The organism is Streptomyces sp. NPDC060000 (assembly GCF_042737375.1).
Lineage (GTDB): Bacteria > Actinomycetota > Actinomycetes > Streptomycetales > Streptomycetaceae > Streptomyces.
Genome location: NZ_JBHWUU010000097.1, coordinates 1 through 19,151, shown reverse-complemented (window position 1 = coordinate 19,151; position 19,151 = coordinate 1). Strand labels below are relative to the sequence as shown.

The window sequence follows — 19,151 nt, the reverse complement described above, 5'->3', positions numbered from 1 at the left end:
CGTCAGTAATGACCGATTCGACGCGGCTCCGGCCGTCCTCGCAGATGAGGGCGTACGCCGGGGCCGCGTCAGCGTTTCGGCCCTGCGCATCAAGGCTTCATTCGTGTTTGACCGGTCGGTCACGCCCTGGTAACACCAAACAGTGACGCTGGTATCACTTCACGTGGAACACAGCCCCGCACACAGCCCCGTACCCGAAGCCGTCCGAGGGGGACACCCACCATGCAGGCCGCGCCCGTTCGCGCCACCGCGATCCCGACCTTCAGCACCGCACTGCGCGCCGTCGAGTCGCTGCTCATGAGCAGCGGCCAGCGCACCGCCCGCCGCAACGCCTGGACCTCCGTGCTGGAGGACCGCCGTCGCGCCAAGGACCGGGTCGAGGCGCAGCGCGTCCTCGAGGCGGTCACCTCCGTCCGCCCCTGACCCGCCCCCTCCCCCACCTCACCTCCTGCCGTCGTAGGCGCTTGTGAGGCCACGTAGACTTCGTGGCATGGCGAGAAGTGACAGCGCGGCGGACGCCGCCAACCCCGGGCGACTGAAGCAAGTCGCCCTGACGTTCAAGATGACCCGTAAGGCCGACAAGACGATCGGTTTCGTCCTCGCGGGTGTCTTCCTCATCACGTTCGGCGTCTTTCTCGCGATCGGTTTCCTGATCGGCCACCCGGTCTACCTGGGCATCCTGGGCTTCCTGCTCGCCTTCCTCGCGACGGCGATCGTGTTCGGGCGCCGGGCCGAGCGGGCCGCCTTCGGTCAGATGGAGGGCCAGCCGGGCGCGGCCGCGGCCGTCCTGGACAACGTCGGCCGGGGCTGGACGACGACCCCCGCGGTCGCGATGAACCGCAGCCAGGACGTGGTGCACCGGGCCGTCGGCAAGGCCGGCATCGTCCTGGTCGCCGAGGGCAACCCGAACCGGGTGAAGAGCCTGCTGGCCGCCGAGAAGAAGAAGATGAACCGCATCGTCGCGGACGTGCCGGTGTACGACGTGATCGTCGGCACGGGCGAGGGCCAGGTCGAGCTGAAGAAGCTGCGCACCACCCTCCTGAAGTACCCGCGGGTCCTGGCCGGGCCGCAGGTGACCGCCACCAACGACCGGCTGCGCGCCATGGGCGACCTGATGAGCAACATGCCGCTGCCGAAGGGCCCGATGCCGAAGGGCATGCGCCTGCCGAAGGGCGGCGGCGGCAAGGCCCGCTGAGCCGCTCTCCCCGCGCCACCGTCACGAAGGGGCGCCCGGATCACTCCGGGCGCCCCTTCGTCGTACCGCCGGTGCGTGTGGCCACGGCATGGGGCCACGGCGTGAGGCCGGCGCGTGTGCGGGTCTCAGATCCGTACTTCCACCGTACGGGCCAGCCGGTCGTGCAGGCCGCGGCCGTCGCGGTCCCAGACCAGGGCCGGGACGGCGAGGCAGAGCAGGACCGTGCGCACCGCGGAGCGCAGGGGGCTGACGGTGCCGGTCTCGACGGAGACCACGCGCAGGCCGAAGAGGCGCTTGCCCGGGGTGAAGCCGACCGTGCCGACGGTCAGGAGGCTCATCACGAGGAAGATCAGCAGGGCCCAGTTGCTGGTGGCGGGCCGGTAGCCGTCAGTGATCAAGCTGTATGCGATCAAGACGCCGAGGCCCCAGTCCACCGCCAGGGCGCCGAGCCGCCGGCCGGGGCGGGCGATCGAGCCCGGTCCCTCCTCCGGCAGACCGAGCTGTTCGCCCCGGTATCCGAAGTCGACACCGGCTTCCTCAGCGGCCGCGCGGGGCCCCGACAGCCACGAGCCGATTGCATCCCTGTTGTCCACCCGACCACGGTACTGCGCCCGTTTCGCGATACGGACAGGTGGGGTACACCGGGCAGCGTCCGGTTAACTTGTGCGAAACAAATGGGTCACGCCCGAGAAATCACCCGTCCCTAGGGTCGACGACAGCGTGTGCCACCGCACTGGCCGCACGAACGAACTACCACCCCGGCTCGACGGCCGGGAGTAGGAGGAGCTGGATGTTCCAGAACGCCGACGAGGCCAAGAAGTTCATCGCTGACGAGGACGTCAAGTTCGTCGACGTCCGCTTCTGCGACCTGCCGGGCGTCATGCAGCACTTCACGCTGCCCGTCGAGGCGTTCGACCCGGACGAGGAGCTCGCCTTCGACGGCTCGTCGATCCGCGGCTTCCAGGCCATCCACGAGTCCGACATGGCGCTGCGCGCCGACCTGTCGACCTCGCGCGTGGACCCGTTCCGCCGTGACAAGACGCTGAACATCAACTTCTTCATCCACGACCCGATCACGGGCGAGCAGTACTCCCGTGACCCGCGCAACGTGGCGAAGAAGGCCGAGGCGTACCTGGCGTCGACCGGTATCGCCGACACCGCGTACTTCGGCCCCGAGGCCGAGTTCTACGTCTTCGACAGCGTGCGCTTCCAGACCTCGGCGAACGAGTCCTTCTACCACATCGACTCCGAGGCCGGCGCCTGGAACACCGGTGCGGTCGAGAACAACCGCGGGTACAAGGTCCGCTACAAGGGCGGCTACTTCCCGACCCCGCCGGTCGACCACTTCGCCGACCTGCGTGCGGAGATCTCCCTGGAGCTGGCCGCGTCCGGCCTCCAGGTCGAGCGCCAGCACCACGAGGTGGGCACCGCCGGCCAGGCCGAGATCAACTACAAGTTCAACACGCTGCTCGCCGCGGCCGACGACCTCCAGCTCTTCAAGTACATCGTGAAGAACGTCGCCTGGCGCAACGGCAAGACCGCGACCTTCATGCCGAAGCCGATCTTCGGTGACAACGGCTCGGGCATGCACGTCCACCAGTCGCTGTGGACCGGCGGTTCCCCGCTGTTCTACGACGAGGCCGGTTACGCGGGCCTGTCGGACATGGCCCGCTACTACATCGGCGGCATCCTCAAGCACGCCCCGTCGCTGCTGGCCTTCACCAACCCGACGGTGAACTCCTACCACCGTCTGGTCCCGGGCTTCGAGGCGCCGGTCAACCTGGTGTACTCGCAGCGCAACCGCTCGGCCGCGATGCGTATCCCGATCACGGGCTCGAACCCGAAGGCCAAGCGCGTCGAGTTCCGCGCGCCCGACTCCTCCGGCAACCCGTACCTGGCGTTCTCCGCCCTGCTGCTCGCGGGCCTGGACGGCATCAAGAACAAGATCGAGCCGGCCGAGCCGATCGACAAGGACCTCTACGAGCTGGCCCCCGAGGAGCACGCGGGTGTCGCGCAGGTCCCGACCTCACTCCCGGCCGTCCTGGACCGCCTCGAGGCGGACCACGAGTTCCTGCTCGCCGGCGACGTCTTCACGTCCGACCTGATCGAGACGTGGATCGACTACAAGCGCACCAACGAGATCGCCCCGCTCCAGCTGCGTCCGCACCCGCACGAGTTCGAGCTCTACTTCGACGTGTGACCGGACCCGGGCCGGCAGGCCCGTGAAACACCGGCCCTGTGAGCCAGCGGTTCTGTGAGCCAGCGCTCTGCGGGCCGTGTCGACGCCCCCGTTCCTGTTTCTCAGGACGGGGGCGTCGTCGTATGGTTTTCTGGCACTGCTGTTCGACGAGGAGGCCTCGGCAGAGGCGACGGGGGAGATACGGGGATGCCCGGACAGGACGACGCGGAGCGGGAGTTCGACCTCAGGTGGGCGGACGGCGCGACGCACAAGGAGCCCTCGGCGCGGGCCCGGATGCTGGCCGCCCGCTGGAGGGAGAACCCACCGGAACCGGTCCCGTTCCGCGGCGACCCGGACCGGGTGGCATCTCCCCGGTCGTCATGGATGTCGACGGCACTGGTACTGGGCTGCGTGGCCGCGGTGATCCTCCTGCTGGGGTACGCGCGGTTCCGGGCGCCGTACTAGCCGTACCAGGGCGGCGGCGGGGTGCTGCCCTGGCCCCGCCGGTGCTCGCGGCCGGCCCCTGCCCCGCCGTGCTCGCGGCCGGCTGTCATAGGACCTTTTGCTCCTCCTAGGACCGTTCGGAACCCCTTCATGGGGGTGGCGCGGTGCACACTTGCAGTGGGACGAGTGCCTGACTGCGGGGTGATGCAGATGCAGAGCCGTTTCCGGAGCGACCGGCGGTTGACCGTGCGGATGACGGTCACGCTGTTCCTGCTCGGATTGCTGTACGTGGCGTTCATCGCCGCGCTGGTCGTGCTGCTGAAGTCGTGGGTGCTGGTCGTGGTGGTCGCGGCGGCGATGCTGGGCGCGCAGTACTGGTTCTCCGACCGGGTCGCGCTGTTCGCGATGCGCGGGCGGGTGGTGGAACGCGAGGAGTATCCCGGGCTGCATGCCGTGATCGACCGGCTGTGCGCGATCGCGGACATGCCCAAGCCGGTGGTCGCCGTCTCGGAGATGGGCATGCCGAACGCGTTCGCGACGGGGCGCAATCCCGACCACGCGGTGGTGTGTGTGACGACGGGGCTGCTGGGGCGGCTGGAGCCGGCCGAGCTGGAGGGTGTGCTCGCGCACGAGCTGTCGCATGTGGCGCACAAGGACGTGGCGGTGATCACGGTCGCGTCGTTCCTGGGTGTGATCGCGGGGCTGATCGTGCGGTTCGCGTTCTACTCGCAGGTGTTCGGCGGCGCGCGCCGGGACCAGAACACCGCCATCGTGTTCGCCGCCGTGATGGGCGTCGCGGCGGCCGTGTACGCGATCAGTTTCCTCCTCATCCGGGCGCTGTCCCGGTACCGGGAACTGGCGGCTGACCGGGCGGCGGCGCAGCTGACCGGCCGTCCCTCGGCGCTGGCCTCCGCGCTGACGAAGGTCTCCGGCGACCTGGCCCGGATCCCGACGAAGGATCTGCGGACGGTCCAGGCGTTCAACGCCTTCTACTTCACTCCGGCGCTGGGCGCCGAGCCCGGGGTGGCGGCGCTGTTCTCGACCCATCCGAGCCTGGAGCAGCGGCTGGAGCAGTTGGGGCGGATCTCCGCCGAGCTGGGCGAGGCGGCCACTCCGGGGCAGGCGGGCTGATCATGGGGCTGCTGGACATCCTGCTCGGCCGGACCAGGCCGGTCGTGCCCGACCTGGACCAGTTGTTCGCGCTGCCCTCGGCGGCGGTGACGCTGGAGGCGGCGGCCGGGTTCACCGCGACCGGGCAGGGTGCCGTGTGCTTCGCGACCGTCGAGGGCTCGGCCTTCGAGCAGACGCACCGCGAGGTTCAGGCCCTCCTCGACGCGGACACCGAGCGCACCGGGCCCCCGGTGCGGCTGGTCCGGGACGACTACGGCTACTCCTGGCTGGTCTCGCAGCGCGCCCCCGACCAGTTGCCGCTGCTGGTCAACGATCTGCACGCGGTGAACAGCGCGATGGAGGTCAACGGTTTCGGGCCTCAACTGCTCTGCTCCCTCGCCGGGTTCGAGGAGCAGGGGGGTGCGAAGGAGGCGGCGGGCGGGCGGCGGCTGGCGCTCGTGTACCTGTACAAACGGGGGTCGTTCTACCCGTTCGCGCCGCTGCCCGGTCCGGGGCAGCGGCGCGACAGCGCGCTGGAGTTGCAGGTGCGGGCCGCTCTCGCGAGCGACCTGCGGATCGAGCAGGACCTGAGCCGCTGGTTCCCGGTGTGGGGAGCCCCCGGCCTGTAGGCGGATCCGCCCAGCCCGCGGGCCGATCCGCCCGGCGGCCCTACCTGCCGCGCTCGCGCTCCTGACGGCGCGACTCCAGTGGGCGCTCGCGACGGTAGCGGCGCTCCCACCTGGCCTGCTTGTCACGGCGGTCGCGGTACGCCTTGTACGACGTCGGCGCCGACGGCGCGCTCGGCGCGGGGCCGGGCCCGGACCCGGCGGACGACGCTGACGAGTCGAGTCCGTACCGCACATACAGGAACAGCACGCCGGCCGCGGCGAGCCAGTAGAGCGGGTTGCCGAATCCCAGGACCACCAGGACGACGGCCCCGGAGAGAACGACGGTGCCCATGGTGTACCTCCTTCCTGGGCAGGGACGGTGACTGAGCGTTGTGGTGGGGGTGGGTTGACGCCTCCAGCGTACGGAAACCGTCACTCACCGTGCATCTCCTTTTCGTGAGCCCGGAGACGGGCGGCGCGACGGGCGCCGTGAGTGAATGGGGAACATGAGCGATCTGTCTCCCTTCACGCACGAGTTCGACGGTGAACAGCTCAGCGGGGTGCACGGCGGCGGGGTCACGGGAACGGTCACCGCCGTTCTGCTGCACGGCGCCGGCGGCGGCAGCAAGGAGCGACTGCTTCCGCTGGCCCGGGAGTTCACGCTCCACGGCTGCCGCGCCCTCGCCCTGGACTTCTCCGGACACGGCGAAAGCAGCGGCGCGCTGAGCGAGTTGAGCCTGCGTCGGCGCTTCGAGCAGGCGGTCTCCGTGATCGACGCGTATGTGCCCGCGGACGGGCCGCTGGTGCTCGTCGGGTTCAGCATGAGCGGGCAGACGGTGGCGGACCTCGCCGCGTTCTACGGCGGCCGCGTGACGGCCCTGGGACTGTGCGCGCCCGCCGTCTACGCGGCCCGGGCGTGGGACGTGCCGTTCGGGGAGGGGGACGGGGAGTTCAGCGCCGTCATCCGCAGTCCCGGGAGCTGGCGGGAGGCGCCCGCGCTCGACGTGCTGAGGGCGTACGAGGGCCGTGCGGTGCTCGCCGTGCCGGGCACGGACACCGTGATCCCGCCGCAGGTGACCGAGGCGGTGCAGGACGCGCTCGCCGCCCGCGCCCGGTACACGCGGTTCGAACTGCCTGCCGCGGGCCACCAGTTGGGCCTGTGGTTCCGGGACCACGCGGATGACCGGCGTGCGTTCGTGACCGCCGTGCTGACCGGCCGGGGCGGGCGTGGGCGGACGGCGGTGCACTCCTGACCGGCCGGGTGGCCTCCGGTCGTCAGACGCCCGGCGCCGCGCGCACCACGCCCGCCGCCACCGCCGCGCCCAGCGCGGCGTGGTCGGCGGTGGTCCGGTCGGCGTAGGCCAGGGCGAAGTCGGCGACGGCGCGTTCGAAGGTGTCGGCGCCGCCCAGGTAGCCGGCGATGGCGATACGGTCGCCGGAACGGGCATGAGCGCGGGCCAGGGCGGTGCCGCACAGCCGGGCATATGCCGTGAGGTCGGCCGGGGACATCCCGGCGACGCCCGCGGAGCCCTTCAGATCGCGCAGCTGACGCCAGTAGAAGGCGCGGCCCTGCGGCCCGGTCATCCAGCCCAGGAAGACGTCGCCGGCGGCCTGGAGCAGCCGCTGCCCGGCGACGACCCGGTGGCCGGGATGGACGTAGGGGCCGGTCGGCAGGTGCTCCTCCAGGACGGACGCGCGGGCCTCCTTGATCTGGAGGAGCAGCGGATCGTCGGTGTCGCGCCCGGCCAGCAGCACGATGAAGCAGCGGGTGCCGACGCTGCCGACGCCGACGACCTTGCGGGCGGCGTCGACGAAGCGGTAGCGGTCCAGCAGCAGACGGGCCTCCCCGGCGAGGGTGGAGCGGTAGTCGCTGAAGATCTTGCGCAGCGCGGCGCTGTCGGAGGCGCCGGCGGGTTCGATCAGCGGTGGGTCGTGGATGATGCGGCGGCGCCCGTCGACGACCTCCGTGAGCTTGTGCAGGGCCTGGAGGCTGGTGCGGCGGCGGGCGCGGGTGAGGCTGGCCTCGGCCCGCCCGCGCTGCCGGGCGGAACGCAGCAGGGGCAGGAGCCGTTCGGCGTCGAGGCGCTCGTGCCAGACGGCGAGCTCGTCGAGCCGGGACAGCCGCCGCATGGCGGTGCGGTAGGCGGCCACGGCCTCCAGCGCGGCACGGCGCGCCTTCGGCTCGGGGTGCCCGTTCTCGCGGGCGGCCAGGGCGGCGGAGGCGGCGAGCCGTTTGACGTCCCACTCGAAGGGGCCGGGGAACGTCTCGTCGAAGTCGTTGAGGTCGAAGAGCAGCCCCCGGTCCGGGGAGGCGTACAACCCGAAGTTCAGCAGATGGGCGTCGCCGCACAGCTGCACGGTCAGCCCGGTGTGCGGCAGCGCCGCCAGATCGGCGGCCATGACGGCGGCCGAGCCGCGCAGGAACGCGAAGGGCGAGGCGGCCATCCGCCCGTACCGGATCGGCAGCAGCTCGGGCAGCCGGTCCCGGCCCTGCCGTTCCAGCACGGCTACCGGATCGGGCCGGTCGACGGCCGGGATCCAGGCGGCGTGGGCGGAACGGGGGACGCGCCTACGGGCGTCCCTGCCTCGCCGGGCACGCTCGGCGGGGGTGGTCATGCGCGTCGTCTCCGCACCACATCGCCTCCGGATCTCGACACTTCCCGGCACTTCCCGCGGCACTTCCCGGCCCCTTGTTCGCAGTGAAGAACGGGAGGAGGCCGACCGCATGCCGGGTACGTCGAACGGGTGACACCCGGCGGCCCGGACGGCCATGGAATGCCATCGGGCGGCTGCGGGTGTCATGCGATGCGGGACCCGATTGTCAGTGGTGTCGGGGAGGATGCGGAGCGGGACGAGTGCCGGACGGCGACGAGGCGACCGGGCGTGGACGGGTGGAGGCCGGGATGAGTGACGGGGCGCGGTACATCGGTGTGGCGGAGCGGCGGGCGCGGCTGGCCCTGCGGCACCGGCTGGACCCGGCCGCACGGGTCGCGACACCCGAGGCGGTGGCCGACGCGCTCCTCGCCCTGCACGGCTCGGACCCGGCGACGGTGTATCTGGCGGTCGGCGCCCGCCTCGCCGACCCGGCGGCCACCGTGCCGGAGACCGACCGGGCGCTCTACGCGGACCGGACCCTCGTCCGGATGCACGGCATGCGGCACACCGTCTTCGTGTTCCCGACGCGGTCCACGGCGGTCGTGCACGCCTCGACCGGCCTCACGGTCGCCGCGCGGGAACGGGCCTCCCTGGTGAAGGACATGGCGAAGGCCGGCGCGCCGGACGCGGCCTGGCTGAAGGAGGTCGAGGAGTCGGCGCTGGCCGCGCTGGCCCGGCTCGGCCAGGCGACCGCGGCCCAACTGGCCCGCGAGGAACCGCGCCTGCGCGAGCAGTTCGTGTACGCGGCGGGCAAGCGCTACGAGGGCGTCCACACCGTGGTGACGCGACTGCTGAGGGTGCTGGGGGTGGAGGGCAAGGTGGTCAGAGGGCGCCCTCTGGGCTCGTGGACGTCGAGCCAGTTCCGCTGGGCCCTCGCCCCCGAGCACGCCGAACTCCCGGTGGCGCAGGCCCAGTCGGAGCTGCTGCGGCACTGGCTGAGAGCGTGCGGCCCGGCCACGGAGGCCGACCTGAAGTGGTGGACGGGCTGGCGGGTGACGGACGTCCGCCGGGCGCTGACGGCGATCGGGGCGCGGGCGGTGACGCTGGACGAGGGGACGGGGTACGTCGTCGAGGACGACGTGGACGCCGTGCCCGCCCCGACGCGGCCGTGGGCGGCCCTGCTGCCCGGTCTCGACCCGACGGCGATGGGCTGGCAGGGCCGTGACTGGTATCTGGCCCCGGAGCTGCGCCCGCACCTGTTCGACTACAGCGGGAACGTGGGCCCGACGGTGTGGTGGAACGGGCGCGTGGTGGGGGGTTGGGCCCAGCGGGCCGACGGCGAGATCGTGTGGCGGATCCTCGCCGGCGAAGGCACGGGCGACGGCGAGGGCCTGGGCGGTGAGGCGAAGGCGGCGATCGAGGCCGAGGCCGCGCGGTTGGGCGCATGGCTGGGGGCGACCCGGGTGACGCCCAGGTTCCGGACGCCGATGGAGAAGGAACTGGTGAGCTGACCGCTCCGCCACCGGTGCGGCCGCCGTCGGCGCGGGACACGGGACTCAGGCGTAAGACCCCGGTGCACCGGCACCCGGCAGCGGCGCCGGGAGCCGTCACGAGCGACGGCACCCGGCGTCCGCATCAGCGGCTGTACCGCAGCAGCGCCCGCACCATGTGGCACGTCGTGTCCGACGGCGCATGCACGCCGATCAGCTCCGCCGTGCTGCGGATCTTCTCGTTGCGGGCCTGGTTCGGCATATACACGCCCAGGTCGAGCAGAGCGATGGCCAGGCGCATCGCCTTGAGGCGACGGTTGTGCGTGGCGTACCACTCGCGCGGTCGCCCGGGCGGCAACGGCCGCTTCTCGACGGGCACATAGGGCAGATCGAGCTGGACGGAACGCTTCGCGGTGGACTGGGTCGGCAACGGCTTCGGCTTCAGTGCGGCAGCGGGCACAGGCATCCTCCTGTCGCGGTCAGGGCCCGGTCGGAACCTCCGGCGAACCCTCGAACACTGCTTCTATTCTACTGCCCGCCACTGACAAACGCCCCTGATCACAAGGGCTTTCGCCGCCTTCGAGCCGTTACCGTGTGCGGCATGGAGATCTGGATCAACCCCGCCTGTTCCAAGTGCCGCGGCGCCCTCACACTCCTCGACGCCGAGGGCGCCGACTACACCGTCCGCCGCTACCTCGAGGACGTGCCGAGCGAGGACGAGATCAGGGCCGTACTCGACCGCCTGGACCTGGAACCGTGGGACATCACCCGCACCCAGGAGGCCGCGGCCGGGGAACTCGGCCTGAAGGAGTGGGCGCGGGACGCGAGCGCCCGCGACCGCTGGATCACCGCACTCGCCACGCACCCCCGGCTCATCCAGCGCCCCATCATCACGGCGGACGACGGTACGGCCCTGGTGGCCCGCACGGACGAGGCCGTCCGGGACGCCGCGTCACGCCGGGGACAATAGCGTTGTGACGCACACCACTTCGATTGTCTCCGGTGGCCGCTGAGTAGCTTCGTTCGGTATCTCGTACATAGCGACGTACGCTCCCCTATCCCTCAGGAGGCGCGCATGTCGCGCAGGAGAACTCTCGGCACGAAGAAGAAGGTCGCGCTGCTCGTCAGCGCCGTGGCGGTGGCGGGCGCCGGGGCCTTCGCACTGGCTTCCACCTCGAACGCCGCACAGAGCCCGCAGAACGCCAAGACGCTGTCCGCCGGAGACTCGACGGTCTGCGCGGGGCTGGCCACGGCCCTCGGCAACAACGAGAAGTTCATCGAGGGCCAGAAGGCCGGCCCGGACGCGCAGTCCACGGCCCGGATCGCCAACCGTGAGGCGGTCATCGCGCAGATCAAGGTCCAGCAGCAGGCGTCCGGCTGCGTCGTTGGGGAGTCGGCTCAGGACTCCCAGGCGACACAGCCTTCGCAGGCCGCTTCCGCTCCCGCGGCCTCCGCGCCGGCCGCGTCCGCACCGGCCGGAAACACGGGCAACGCGGGAAACACGGGCGACACGGGAAACGGCGGCGGTGCCGCCTCCGGCCAGCAGGTCTGCAACGGTTCCACGGTCACGCTCTCCGGCGAGGGCGGTGCCCCGGCCGCGTCGAGTAACCAGTTCCCGGCGGGGACCAGGCTGAAGGTCACCAACCTGGACAACAACAAGTCCACGACCGTCGAGGTGACCTCGGTCTCCGGCAGCTGTGCCCTGCTCAACAACGCGGCCTTCGAACAGGTCCGTGAGCCCGGCAAGTTCCTGATCCGCCGGGCCCTGATCGAGAAGGTGGGGTGAGACCCGGCCGCCGTGCTCCGCGGTGAGCCGGCGGCCCCCTCCGGAACACCTCGTACGTCACAGGTCCCGCTGCTCGCGGCCACGAGCAGCGGGACCGACGCGTTCGGGACCTGCGCCGCCGCATCGCATACGAGCCACCGCCCGCCCTCGCACCCTGCGCCTCGCCCGCCCTCACGCCGTGAGCCGCACCACAGAACCACCAGGTAACACGGGGTTCACATTCGAGCAATGATCGGGAAATCGCCTGTTGACAAGCTGCCGGGCAAACAGGCGGCGCCCCAGTGCCGCAGCGCCGCAGCACCCGCAAGTGCGTCAGACACACCCCGAAGGAAGTGGCCCGTGACCTTCAAGGCTGAGTACATCTGGATCGACGGCACCCAGCCGACGGCGAAGCTCCGTTCCAAGACGAAGATCATCGCGGGCGAGCCCGCCGGTCTGGACGCGCTGGGAATCTGGGGCTTCGACGGGTCCTCCACGAACCAGGCCGAGGGGCACTCCTCGGACCGTGTCCTCAAGCCGGTCTTCACCTGCCCCGACCCGATCCGCGGCGGCGACGACATCCTCGTCCTGTGCGAGGTCCTCAACATCGACCTGACGCCGCACGAGTCCAACACGCGTGCCGCGCTCACCGAGGTCTCCGCCAAGTTCGCCGGGCAGGAGCCGATCTTCGGCATCGAGCAGGAGTACACCTTCTTCCAGGACGGTTACCCGCTCGGCTTCCCCAAGGGCGGCTTCCCGGCTCCGCAGGGCGGCTACTACTGCGGTGTCGGCGCGGACGAGATCTTCGGCCGTGAGGTCGTCGAGGCGCACCTGGACAACTGTCTGGCCGCCGGTCTCGCGATCTCCGGCATCAACGCCGAGGTCATGCCCGGCCAGTGGGAGTTCCAGGTCGGCCCGGTCTCCCCGCTGGAGGTCTCCGACCACCTGTGGGTGGCCCGCTGGCTGCTCTACCGCACCGCCGAGGACTTCGGCGTCTCCGCCACCCTCGACCCGAAGCCGGTCAAGGGCGACTGGAACGGCGCCGGCGCGCACACCAACTTCTCCACCAAGGCGATGCGCGAGGGCTACGACGCCATCATCACCGCGTGCGAATCGCTCGGTGAGGGATCGAAGCCGCTGGACCACGTCAAGCACTACGGCGCCGGCATCGACGACCGTCTGACGGGTCTGCACGAGACCGCCCCGTGGAACGAGTACTCCTACGGCGTCTCCGACCGTGGCGCCTCGGTCCGTATCCCGTGGCAGGTCGAGCAGGACGGCAAGGGCTACATCGAGGACCGCCGTCCGAACGCCAACGTCGACCCGTACCTGGTGACGCGTCTGATCGTCGACACCTGCTGCTCGGCACTGGAGAAGGCCGGCCAGGTCTGATCCCCGGTTCTCTCCGTGAGGGGCGCCCGCCGTTTCGGTGGGCGCCCCTCACGCGTGTCCGCGCTGTCACGGCGCCCTGGGGCACGCAACGACGTCGACTTCACGCCAGGAGGCGTCCAAGCTGTGAGAGGAGGCTCCTGTTACGGGCGGGTGTCTGCTTCAATGGGGCCATGGCCAGTTTCCAGAAGTGCACCGCGACGGGTCGCCATGACCTCGAGCCCTTCTGGCCTTCCCGTCAGCACCATGACTTCGACCGGGTGTGTTGCCGCGCGATGAACGCGCCGGCCCTCTAAAGCCGTACACCCCGGCCTTCGGCCAGCGCGCACGACGTACGTCCTCGACGAGCCCGACCACGAACCGCGGCCGTCGTCCTCCCCGACGAACTTCTCGCGCGAAAGAGCTGACCTCTCATGGCGACCACTCGTTCTCTCTCCTCCGCCCCCAGCCTCAGCCCCTCGTCCGCCCCGGCCCGGCACCGTCTGCGATCCGTGGACCGGGACGAGGTGGTCGACGTCGCTGACTTCCTGCCGCCGGGCGCGACCTGGCTGCCCGCTCCCCCGCACACCCTGCCGACCCTGCCGGGCCAGCCGCCGATGATCGGCTACCTGGTGCTCGTCCCGGCCGACCAGCAACCGCCGTTCCTGCCGGTGGCGGTGCCGGACCGGCCGGCGGCCGACGAGGCCGTCGAGGCCGAGGCCGCCGGGCGCCCGCTCGTGCGGATCGACCCCGTGCAGCGCACCGCCGCCGTGGACGGGCAGGAACTCGACCTCACCTACCTGGAGTTCGAGCTGCTCGCGCACCTCGTCGCGTATCCGAACCGGGTGCACACCCGCGACCAGCTCGTCACCACTGTGTGGGGCTACGGCCACGTGGGCGACGGCCGCACGGTCGACGTCCACATCGCCCGGCTGCGCCGCAAGCTGGGCGCGCAGCACCGCCAGTCGATCCAGACGGTGCGCCGGGTCGGCTACAAGTACACCCCGCCGATGGGCCACTGACCCACGACCCGGTCTCCCGGCCCCCTCCCCCGGCCCGCCTCGTCTGCCGACGGCAGAGCGCGGTTCCCCGTCGCGTCCGGACCGGGCACAGTCACCGGTATGAGACTTCTGGTGCTGGGTGGTACGGAGTTCGTGGGACGGGCCGTCGTCGAGGCGGCTCTCGATCGCGGCTGGGACGTGACGGTGTTCAACCGGGGGCGGCAGGCACCCGCCCCCGGCACCCGGGCGCTGACCGGTGACCGGACCGCGCCCGGGGGCCTCGGCGCCCTGGCCGAGGGCGACTGGGACGCCGTCGTCGACACCTGGTCGGCGGCGCCCCGGGCCGTGCACGAGGCGGCGCGGCTGCTGCGGGGCCGCGCCCGCCGGTACGTGTACGTGTCGAGCTGCTCGGTGTACACCTGGGCCCCGCCCGCCGGGTACGGCGAGGACGCGCCCGTCGTCGAGGGGGCCGAACCCGACGCCGGACAGACCGACTACGCCCGGGACAAGCGCGGCGGTGAACTGGCCGTCGTCGACGCCTTCGGCGCGGAGAACTCCGTCCTCGTGAGGGCCGGGCTGATCCTCGGCCCGTACGAGAACGTCGGCCGGCTGCCCTGGTGGCTGACCCGGATCGCCCGCGGCGGCCCGGTCCTCGCGCCGGGCCCGCGCGAACTGCCCCTGCAGTACGTGGACGTCCGCGATCTCGCCGGGTGGATCCTCGGCGCTGCCGAGCGGGAGCTGAGCGGGCCGTACAACCTGATGAGCCCGCAGGGACACGCGACGATGGGCGCGTTGCTGGAGGCGTGCGTACGGGCCACCGGCTCGGACGCCGAACTGCGCTGGACCGCACCGGAGATCGTTCTCGACGCGGGCATCGAGCCGTGGACCGAGCTGCCCGTGTGGGTGCCGCCGGGCACCGACATGCACGACGCCATGCACGCGGCCGACGTCTCACGGGCGGTGACGTCGGGGCTGTCCTGCCGTCCCGTCGAGCAGACCGTCGCCGACACCTGGGACTGGCTGAGGTCGATCGGCGGTACGGCGCCCCAACGCCCCGACCGCCCGCGCAAGGGCCTGGACCCGGAGGTCGAGGCGAAGGTGCTCGCGGCGGGCGGCGCCGGTGGAGCGGGGCCCGGGGGTAGTTGACTGTTCGCCTTCAAGGTTGTTTGAACCGGCACGACTCGTAGGACCTCTCGCCACGATGCTGCCGCCGTGGCGATCGGAAGGCGCGCCCAGGGACACCCGATCCGGCTGGGGGCACCTCCCAGGCCCCTCAGGCACTGGGGGAGGACGACACCGCCTCCACCGCACCGGAGTGATGCGGGGGGCCATCGGACCGTCCAGTCCGACCGGCGTGTCCCCGGGCCTGAGGGAACCCGCCCCCGCATCCCCGGACCACGGACACCATCCGTGCCGCCCGGACGCGGAGCGAACGCGGGCAACCAGAACGTCCGACACCGGCCGGGGCGTTCGGCCGAGCACGAGACCTGGCAACAGGACTCACCCCCGCACAGTCCCTGGAGACGGTGTATCTGGCACCACCCTCCGACCGGGGGCGTCGGCCCAGTGACCGCCGGTCCGCGGCTCGGCCAGACTGACGGCATGAACACCAACACCAAGAGCGGCGAAGGCGGTTCGAGGGCACGGGGGATGGTGCTCGCCGCCGGGCGCGGGCTCGCGCTGGCCGTCGTGTCGCTGCCGCTGAGCATCCTGGGCTTCTGCCTCTCCCTCGTGTCCATGGCCCTGATACCGATCGGTGCCGGGGCCATCACCACGCCCTTCGTGGTGCGGGGGGTGCGTGCCTACGCCGACCGGCGGCGGGCGCTCGCCGAACAGTGGGGCGGGGTGCGCATCCCGTCGGCGTACCGGCCGGTCCCCGAGACCTCCAACCCGTGGAAGCGGACCTACGGCCTGCTCCGTGACCCGGCGACCTGGCGGGACCTGCGGTGGCTCCAGGTGGACATGACGGCGGGGTTCGTCACGGCGTTGCTGCCGGCCGTGCTGTTCCTCTACCCCTTCGAGGGGTTCGCGGTGGCCGCCGGGCTGTGGCGGGTGCTCGCGGACGGCCAGACCTACTGGTACGGCTTCGTGCCGGTCACCGACCAGCCGTCCGCGCTCGGCGCGGCGGCGACCGCCGCGGTACTCCTGGTCGCGGCATTCCGGCTCACGCCGGGCCTGCTGGCCGTCCACTTCAAGCTCACCCGCGCTGTACTCGCCCCGAGCCAGGCCGAACTGGCCGAGCGAGTAAGGGTGTTGACGGAAACCCGGCGGGACGCCGTGGACACCTCGGCGGCCGAGCTGCGGCGCATCGAGCGGGATCTGCACGACGGCGCGCAGGCCCGGCTGGTGGCCATGGGCATGGACCTCGGCACCGTCGAGATGCTCGTCGACAAGAACCCGGAGAAGGCCAAGGAGGTTCTGGCGCAGGCCCGTCGGTCGTCCGCCGAGGCGCTCTCCGAGCTGCGCGACCTGGTGCGCGGGATCCATCCGCCGGTGCTGGCCGAGCGCGGACTCGGTGACGCCGTACGGGCGTTGGCGCTGCGGCTGCCGGTCACCATCGAGGTGAACGTCGAGCTCGACGGCGGCCGCCCGGACGCGCCCGTGGAGTCGGCGGCCTACTTCGCGGTGAGCGAGCTGCTCACCAACGCGGTCAAGCACTCCGGCGCCGACCGCATCTGGGTCGACCTCCACCACGGGGCGGGTCAGCTGCGGATCTCCGTCACCGACAACGGAGGGGGCGGCGCGGCCATGGGGGCCGGCTCGGGCCTGGCCGGGGTCGAGCGCCGACTGGGTACATTCGACGGCGTCCTGGCCGTCAGCTCCCCTGCCGGCGGTCCCACCATGGTGACCATGGAGATCCCTTGCGTGTTGTCCTAGCCGAGGACCTCTTCCTGCTGCGGGACGGTCTCGTCCGGCTGCTGGAGGCCTACGACTTCGAGATCGCCGCCGCCGTCGAGAGCGGGCCCGAACTGGAGCGGGCGCTCACCGAGCTGGAGCCGGACGTCGCCGTGGTCGACGTCCGGCTCCCGCCCACGCACACGGACGAGGGGCTGCAGTGCGCGCTCCGGGCCCGCGGCAGGAGGCCCGGGCTTCCGGTGCTCGTCCTCTCCCAGCACGTCGAGCAGCTGTACGCGCGAGAACTGCTCGCCGACGGCACCGGCGGGATCGGCTATCTGCTGAAGGACCGGGTGTTCGACGCGGAGCAGTTCGTGGACGCCGTACGGCGGGTCGCGGCCGGCGGTACGGCGATGGACCCGCAGGTGATCCAGCAGCTGCTGGCCCGGCGTTCGGGTGACGGCCGGGGGCCCGTGGACCGGCTCACTCCGCGCGAACGGGAAGTGATGGAACTGATGGCGCAGGGCCGGTCGAACGCGGCGATCGCGGGCAAACTGGTCGTCACCGAGCGGGCCGTCGCCAAACACACCGCGAACATTTTCGTGAAGCTGGGTTTGGAGGTCTCGGACGACGACAACCGCAGGGTGCTGGCGGTGCTGGCCTATCTGGACCGTGATCGCTGAGCCCGCCAACTGCTGTGTCGTGTGAGGGTTTTGGGGATGTTTTGTCGCACGGAGCTCTCATCAATTTCTGAGCGGGCTGAACACCTGTGAGGCGCCGTGCGTAAAGGAGGGGGCAGCTTCAGCTTCACTCCTGTCGGGCGCCTCGATGCTGCCCCGCAAGGAAGTCAGAGGAGTTCCATGGGACGCAACATACGTAAACGCCGTTCGTCGATGGCCACGAAGGCCGTGGCAGCATCGGCGGCCCTAGCGCTCGGCGGGGGCGGGCTGATCTGGGCGAACTTCTACGCTTCGGCGCACGAATCGAACTCGGGCCAGAACGAGACCAAGGCCGCCACCGCAGCGGCACAGGTCGCCACCATCTCCTGCCCGGATGTGGGGCAGAAGCTGACGAACGTGCCCAGCGGGGCGAAACAGGGCGTCGCGACCGAGCTGGCCAACCTGGACAAGCAGATCACCGAGGCCTACGCCCGGCTCGCTTCGACGCGTCAGGCCCAGACCAACGACGCCAGCTTCGTGCAGAACGCGATCACCGGTCCCCTGAAGGAGAAGCGGGCCGCCACGATCGACCGGATCCGCATCAACATCCAGCGCTCCGGTGGCCAGTTCGACAGCCAGCTGAGCCAGCTGGCGGCCTGCACCACCCAGGCGGCGAACAACACCAACGCCGGCCAGGCGGGCAACGGGCAGCAGAACAACAACGGCGGCCAGCAGAACAACGGTGGCCAACAGCAGAACGGCGGCCAGCAGCAGAACGGCGGCCAGAACAACAACGGCGGCCAGCAGAACAACGGCAACGCCGGCCAGGCGCAGAACGGCCAGGGCGGCAACGGCCCGACCGCAGCGGACTTCGTGGACATCACCAAGGTCCAGGCCAACGCGCAGCTGGGCGTGGGTGCGAACGGTCTCGCCGCGAACGGGAACAGCGGTTCGCGCGGCACGTTCACCTCGAGCTGCGGCACCAACGCGAACGCCAACCACAACACGGACAACGTGATCGTGGCCCCCGGTGTCGCCAACGGCGCCCACCACCTGCACGACTACGTCGGCAACCAGAACAACGACGCGTTCGCGAGCGACCAGAAGCTTCTGGCAGCCGGCACCAGCTGCCAGAACCAGGGCGACAAGTCCTCGTACTTCTGGCCGGTGCTGCGTGTCCAGGACGGCAGCCAGGACTTCGACCAGAACGCCGACGGCGGTGGCAAGGAAGGCAACGTCGGCAAGATCCTGCGGCCCGTCCAGGCGCAGATCAAGTTCGTCGGCAACAAGAAGGGCAAGGTCGTCGCGATGCCGTCGGCCCTGCGCATCATCACCGGTGACGCCAAGGCCTTCGTCAACGGCAACGGCAACGCCAACGTGAACTGGAGCTGCACCGGCTTCGAGAACAAGGTGCAGCTGGAAGCCCAGTACCCGATCTGCCCGCAGGGCAGCCAGGTGGTGCGGACGACCGACTTCCAGAGCTGCTGGGACGGCAAGAACATCGACAGCGCCAACCACCGCACGCACGTGGCCTTCGTCCAGGCGGACGGCACCTGCGCCAACGGTTTCAAGGCGATCCCCCAGCTCCAGGTCCGGCTGGTCTACAACGTTCCGGCCCCGAAGCTGCAGAACGGGACGGTCGTGAAGCCGTACGCGGTGGACTCCTTCCCGGAGAACCTGCACAAGCCGATCACCGACCACAACGACTTCATCAACTTCTTCTCCACGAACCTGATGAACAAGATGGTCAACTGCATCAACACCGGCAAGAAGTGCAAGTGACCCGCTGAGCGGGTCCGCCTGAAAGCCGACTGAGAAGGCCGGCGGTGAGGATTGCTCACCCCCCGCCCTAGTGTGTTGGGGGGGCGATAGGCGGCCCCGGGCCGGCCCCGGGGGGCGGGG

General features: G+C 71.0%; 20 protein-coding genes. 16 read left to right on the top strand and 4 right to left on the bottom strand.

What is annotated here, in order from left to right; all coding sequences use genetic code 11:
- Positions 1-222 precede the first annotated feature (222 nt).
- Positions 223-423: a hypothetical protein gene (locus ACFWBB_RS36710; RefSeq protein ID WP_109006070.1), complete on the top strand. Its 201-nt coding sequence runs from the start codon at positions 223-225 to the stop codon at positions 421-423.
- 67 nt (positions 424-490) lie between these two features.
- Positions 491-1,195: a DUF4191 domain-containing protein gene (locus ACFWBB_RS36705; protein ID WP_385281705.1), complete on the top strand. Its 705-nt coding sequence runs from the start codon at positions 491-493 to the stop codon at positions 1,193-1,195.
- A gap of 125 nt (positions 1,196-1,320) precedes the next feature.
- Here the strand turns inward: ACFWBB_RS36705 and ACFWBB_RS36700 are convergent, their stop codons facing one another.
- Positions 1,321-1,788, bottom strand: coding sequence for an RDD family protein (locus ACFWBB_RS36700; protein WP_385281703.1), 468 nt, complete (start codon positions 1,786-1,788; stop codon positions 1,321-1,323).
- A gap of 197 nt (positions 1,789-1,985) precedes the next feature.
- Between ACFWBB_RS36700 and glnA the strand changes: the two genes are divergently transcribed.
- The 4 genes from glnA (at position 1,986) to ACFWBB_RS36680 (ending at position 5,557) form a co-directional block, all read left to right on the top strand.
- Positions 1,986-3,395, top strand: coding sequence for a type I glutamate--ammonia ligase (gene glnA / locus ACFWBB_RS36695; RefSeq protein ID WP_355703199.1), 1,410 nt, complete (start codon positions 1,986-1,988; stop codon positions 3,393-3,395).
- Between the two features lie 186 nt (positions 3,396-3,581).
- Positions 3,582-3,839, top strand: coding sequence for a hypothetical protein (locus tag ACFWBB_RS36690; RefSeq protein WP_385281700.1), 258 nt, complete (start codon positions 3,582-3,584; stop codon positions 3,837-3,839).
- A 189-nt stretch (positions 3,840-4,028) separates the two neighbouring features.
- A complete protein-coding gene (gene htpX, locus ACFWBB_RS36685) occupies positions 4,029-4,949 on the top strand; it encodes a zinc metalloprotease HtpX (RefSeq protein WP_385281697.1) in 921 nt (306 codons plus the stop codon).
- 2 nt (positions 4,950-4,951) lie between these two features.
- On the top strand, positions 4,952-5,557 hold the full coding sequence (locus ACFWBB_RS36680) for a hypothetical protein (RefSeq protein ID WP_385281695.1): 606 nt from the start codon (positions 4,952-4,954) through the stop codon (positions 5,555-5,557).
- A 40-nt stretch (positions 5,558-5,597) separates the two neighbouring features.
- Here the strand turns inward: ACFWBB_RS36680 and ACFWBB_RS36675 are convergent, their stop codons facing one another.
- Positions 5,598-5,888: a hypothetical protein gene (locus ACFWBB_RS36675; protein WP_385281693.1), complete on the bottom strand. Its 291-nt coding sequence runs from the start codon at positions 5,886-5,888 to the stop codon at positions 5,598-5,600.
- Positions 5,889-6,042: 154 nt separating this feature from the next.
- On the opposite strand from ACFWBB_RS36675, the gene ACFWBB_RS36670 reads away from it, so the two are divergent.
- The gene (locus ACFWBB_RS36670) at positions 6,043-6,789 is read left to right on the top strand and encodes an alpha/beta hydrolase (protein WP_385281692.1); all 747 of its coding nucleotides are present in this window, start codon (positions 6,043-6,045) and stop codon (positions 6,787-6,789) included.
- 22 nt (positions 6,790-6,811) lie between these two features.
- Here ACFWBB_RS36670 and ACFWBB_RS36665 read toward each other — a convergent pair whose 3' ends face one another.
- Positions 6,812-8,152, bottom strand: coding sequence for a DUF2252 domain-containing protein (locus tag ACFWBB_RS36665; protein WP_385281689.1), 1,341 nt, complete (start codon positions 8,150-8,152; stop codon positions 6,812-6,814).
- Positions 8,153-8,439: 287 nt separating this feature from the next.
- On the opposite strand from ACFWBB_RS36665, the gene ACFWBB_RS36660 reads away from it, so the two are divergent.
- The gene (locus ACFWBB_RS36660; protein WP_385281686.1) at positions 8,440-9,642 is read left to right on the top strand and encodes a winged helix DNA-binding domain-containing protein; all 1,203 of its coding nucleotides are present in this window, start codon (positions 8,440-8,442) and stop codon (positions 9,640-9,642) included.
- A gap of 124 nt (positions 9,643-9,766) precedes the next feature.
- On the opposite strand, the gene ACFWBB_RS36655 is transcribed toward ACFWBB_RS36660, so the two are convergent.
- On the bottom strand, positions 9,767-10,081 hold the full coding sequence (locus tag ACFWBB_RS36655; RefSeq protein WP_351752865.1) for a hypothetical protein: 315 nt from the start codon (positions 10,079-10,081) through the stop codon (positions 9,767-9,769).
- Between the two features lie 141 nt (positions 10,082-10,222).
- Here ACFWBB_RS36655 and ACFWBB_RS36650 point away from each other — a divergent pair, with 141 nt between their 5' ends.
- The 8 genes from ACFWBB_RS36650 (at position 10,223) to ACFWBB_RS36615 (ending at position 19,031) form a co-directional block, all read left to right on the top strand.
- Entirely contained in the window at positions 10,223-10,591 is a 369-nt protein-coding gene (locus ACFWBB_RS36650) for an ArsC/Spx/MgsR family protein (RefSeq protein ID WP_385281683.1), read from the top strand.
- 105 nt (positions 10,592-10,696) lie between these two features.
- Positions 10,697-11,407 (top strand): hypothetical protein, encoded by a 711-nt coding sequence (locus ACFWBB_RS36645; protein WP_385281681.1) that lies wholly within the window; start codon positions 10,697-10,699, stop codon positions 11,405-11,407.
- 339 nt (positions 11,408-11,746) lie between these two features.
- A complete protein-coding gene (gene glnII / locus ACFWBB_RS36640) occupies positions 11,747-12,778 on the top strand; it encodes a glutamine synthetase (protein ID WP_385281679.1) in 1,032 nt (343 codons plus the stop codon).
- A gap of 410 nt (positions 12,779-13,188) precedes the next feature.
- On the top strand, positions 13,189-13,776 hold the full coding sequence (locus tag ACFWBB_RS36635) for a winged helix-turn-helix domain-containing protein (protein ID WP_385281676.1): 588 nt from the start codon (positions 13,189-13,191) through the stop codon (positions 13,774-13,776).
- A gap of 99 nt (positions 13,777-13,875) precedes the next feature.
- Positions 13,876-14,901 carry an NAD-dependent epimerase/dehydratase family protein gene (locus ACFWBB_RS36630; protein WP_385281673.1) on the top strand — a complete coding sequence of 342 codons (1,026 nt, stop codon included), beginning with the start codon at positions 13,876-13,878 and terminating at the stop codon, positions 14,899-14,901.
- A 456-nt stretch (positions 14,902-15,357) separates the two neighbouring features.
- Entirely contained in the window at positions 15,358-16,632 is a 1,275-nt protein-coding gene (locus ACFWBB_RS36625) for a sensor histidine kinase (protein WP_385281670.1), read from the top strand.
- Entirely contained in the window at positions 16,617-17,273 is a 657-nt protein-coding gene (locus ACFWBB_RS36620; protein WP_189917034.1) for a response regulator transcription factor, read from the top strand. Before ACFWBB_RS36625 ends, ACFWBB_RS36620 begins: the two co-directional genes overlap by 16 nt.
- A 177-nt stretch (positions 17,274-17,450) precedes the next feature.
- Positions 17,451-19,031 (top strand): DUF1996 domain-containing protein, encoded by a 1,581-nt coding sequence (locus ACFWBB_RS36615; protein WP_385281666.1) that lies wholly within the window; start codon positions 17,451-17,453, stop codon positions 19,029-19,031.
- Positions 19,032-19,151: the final 120 nt, after the last annotated feature.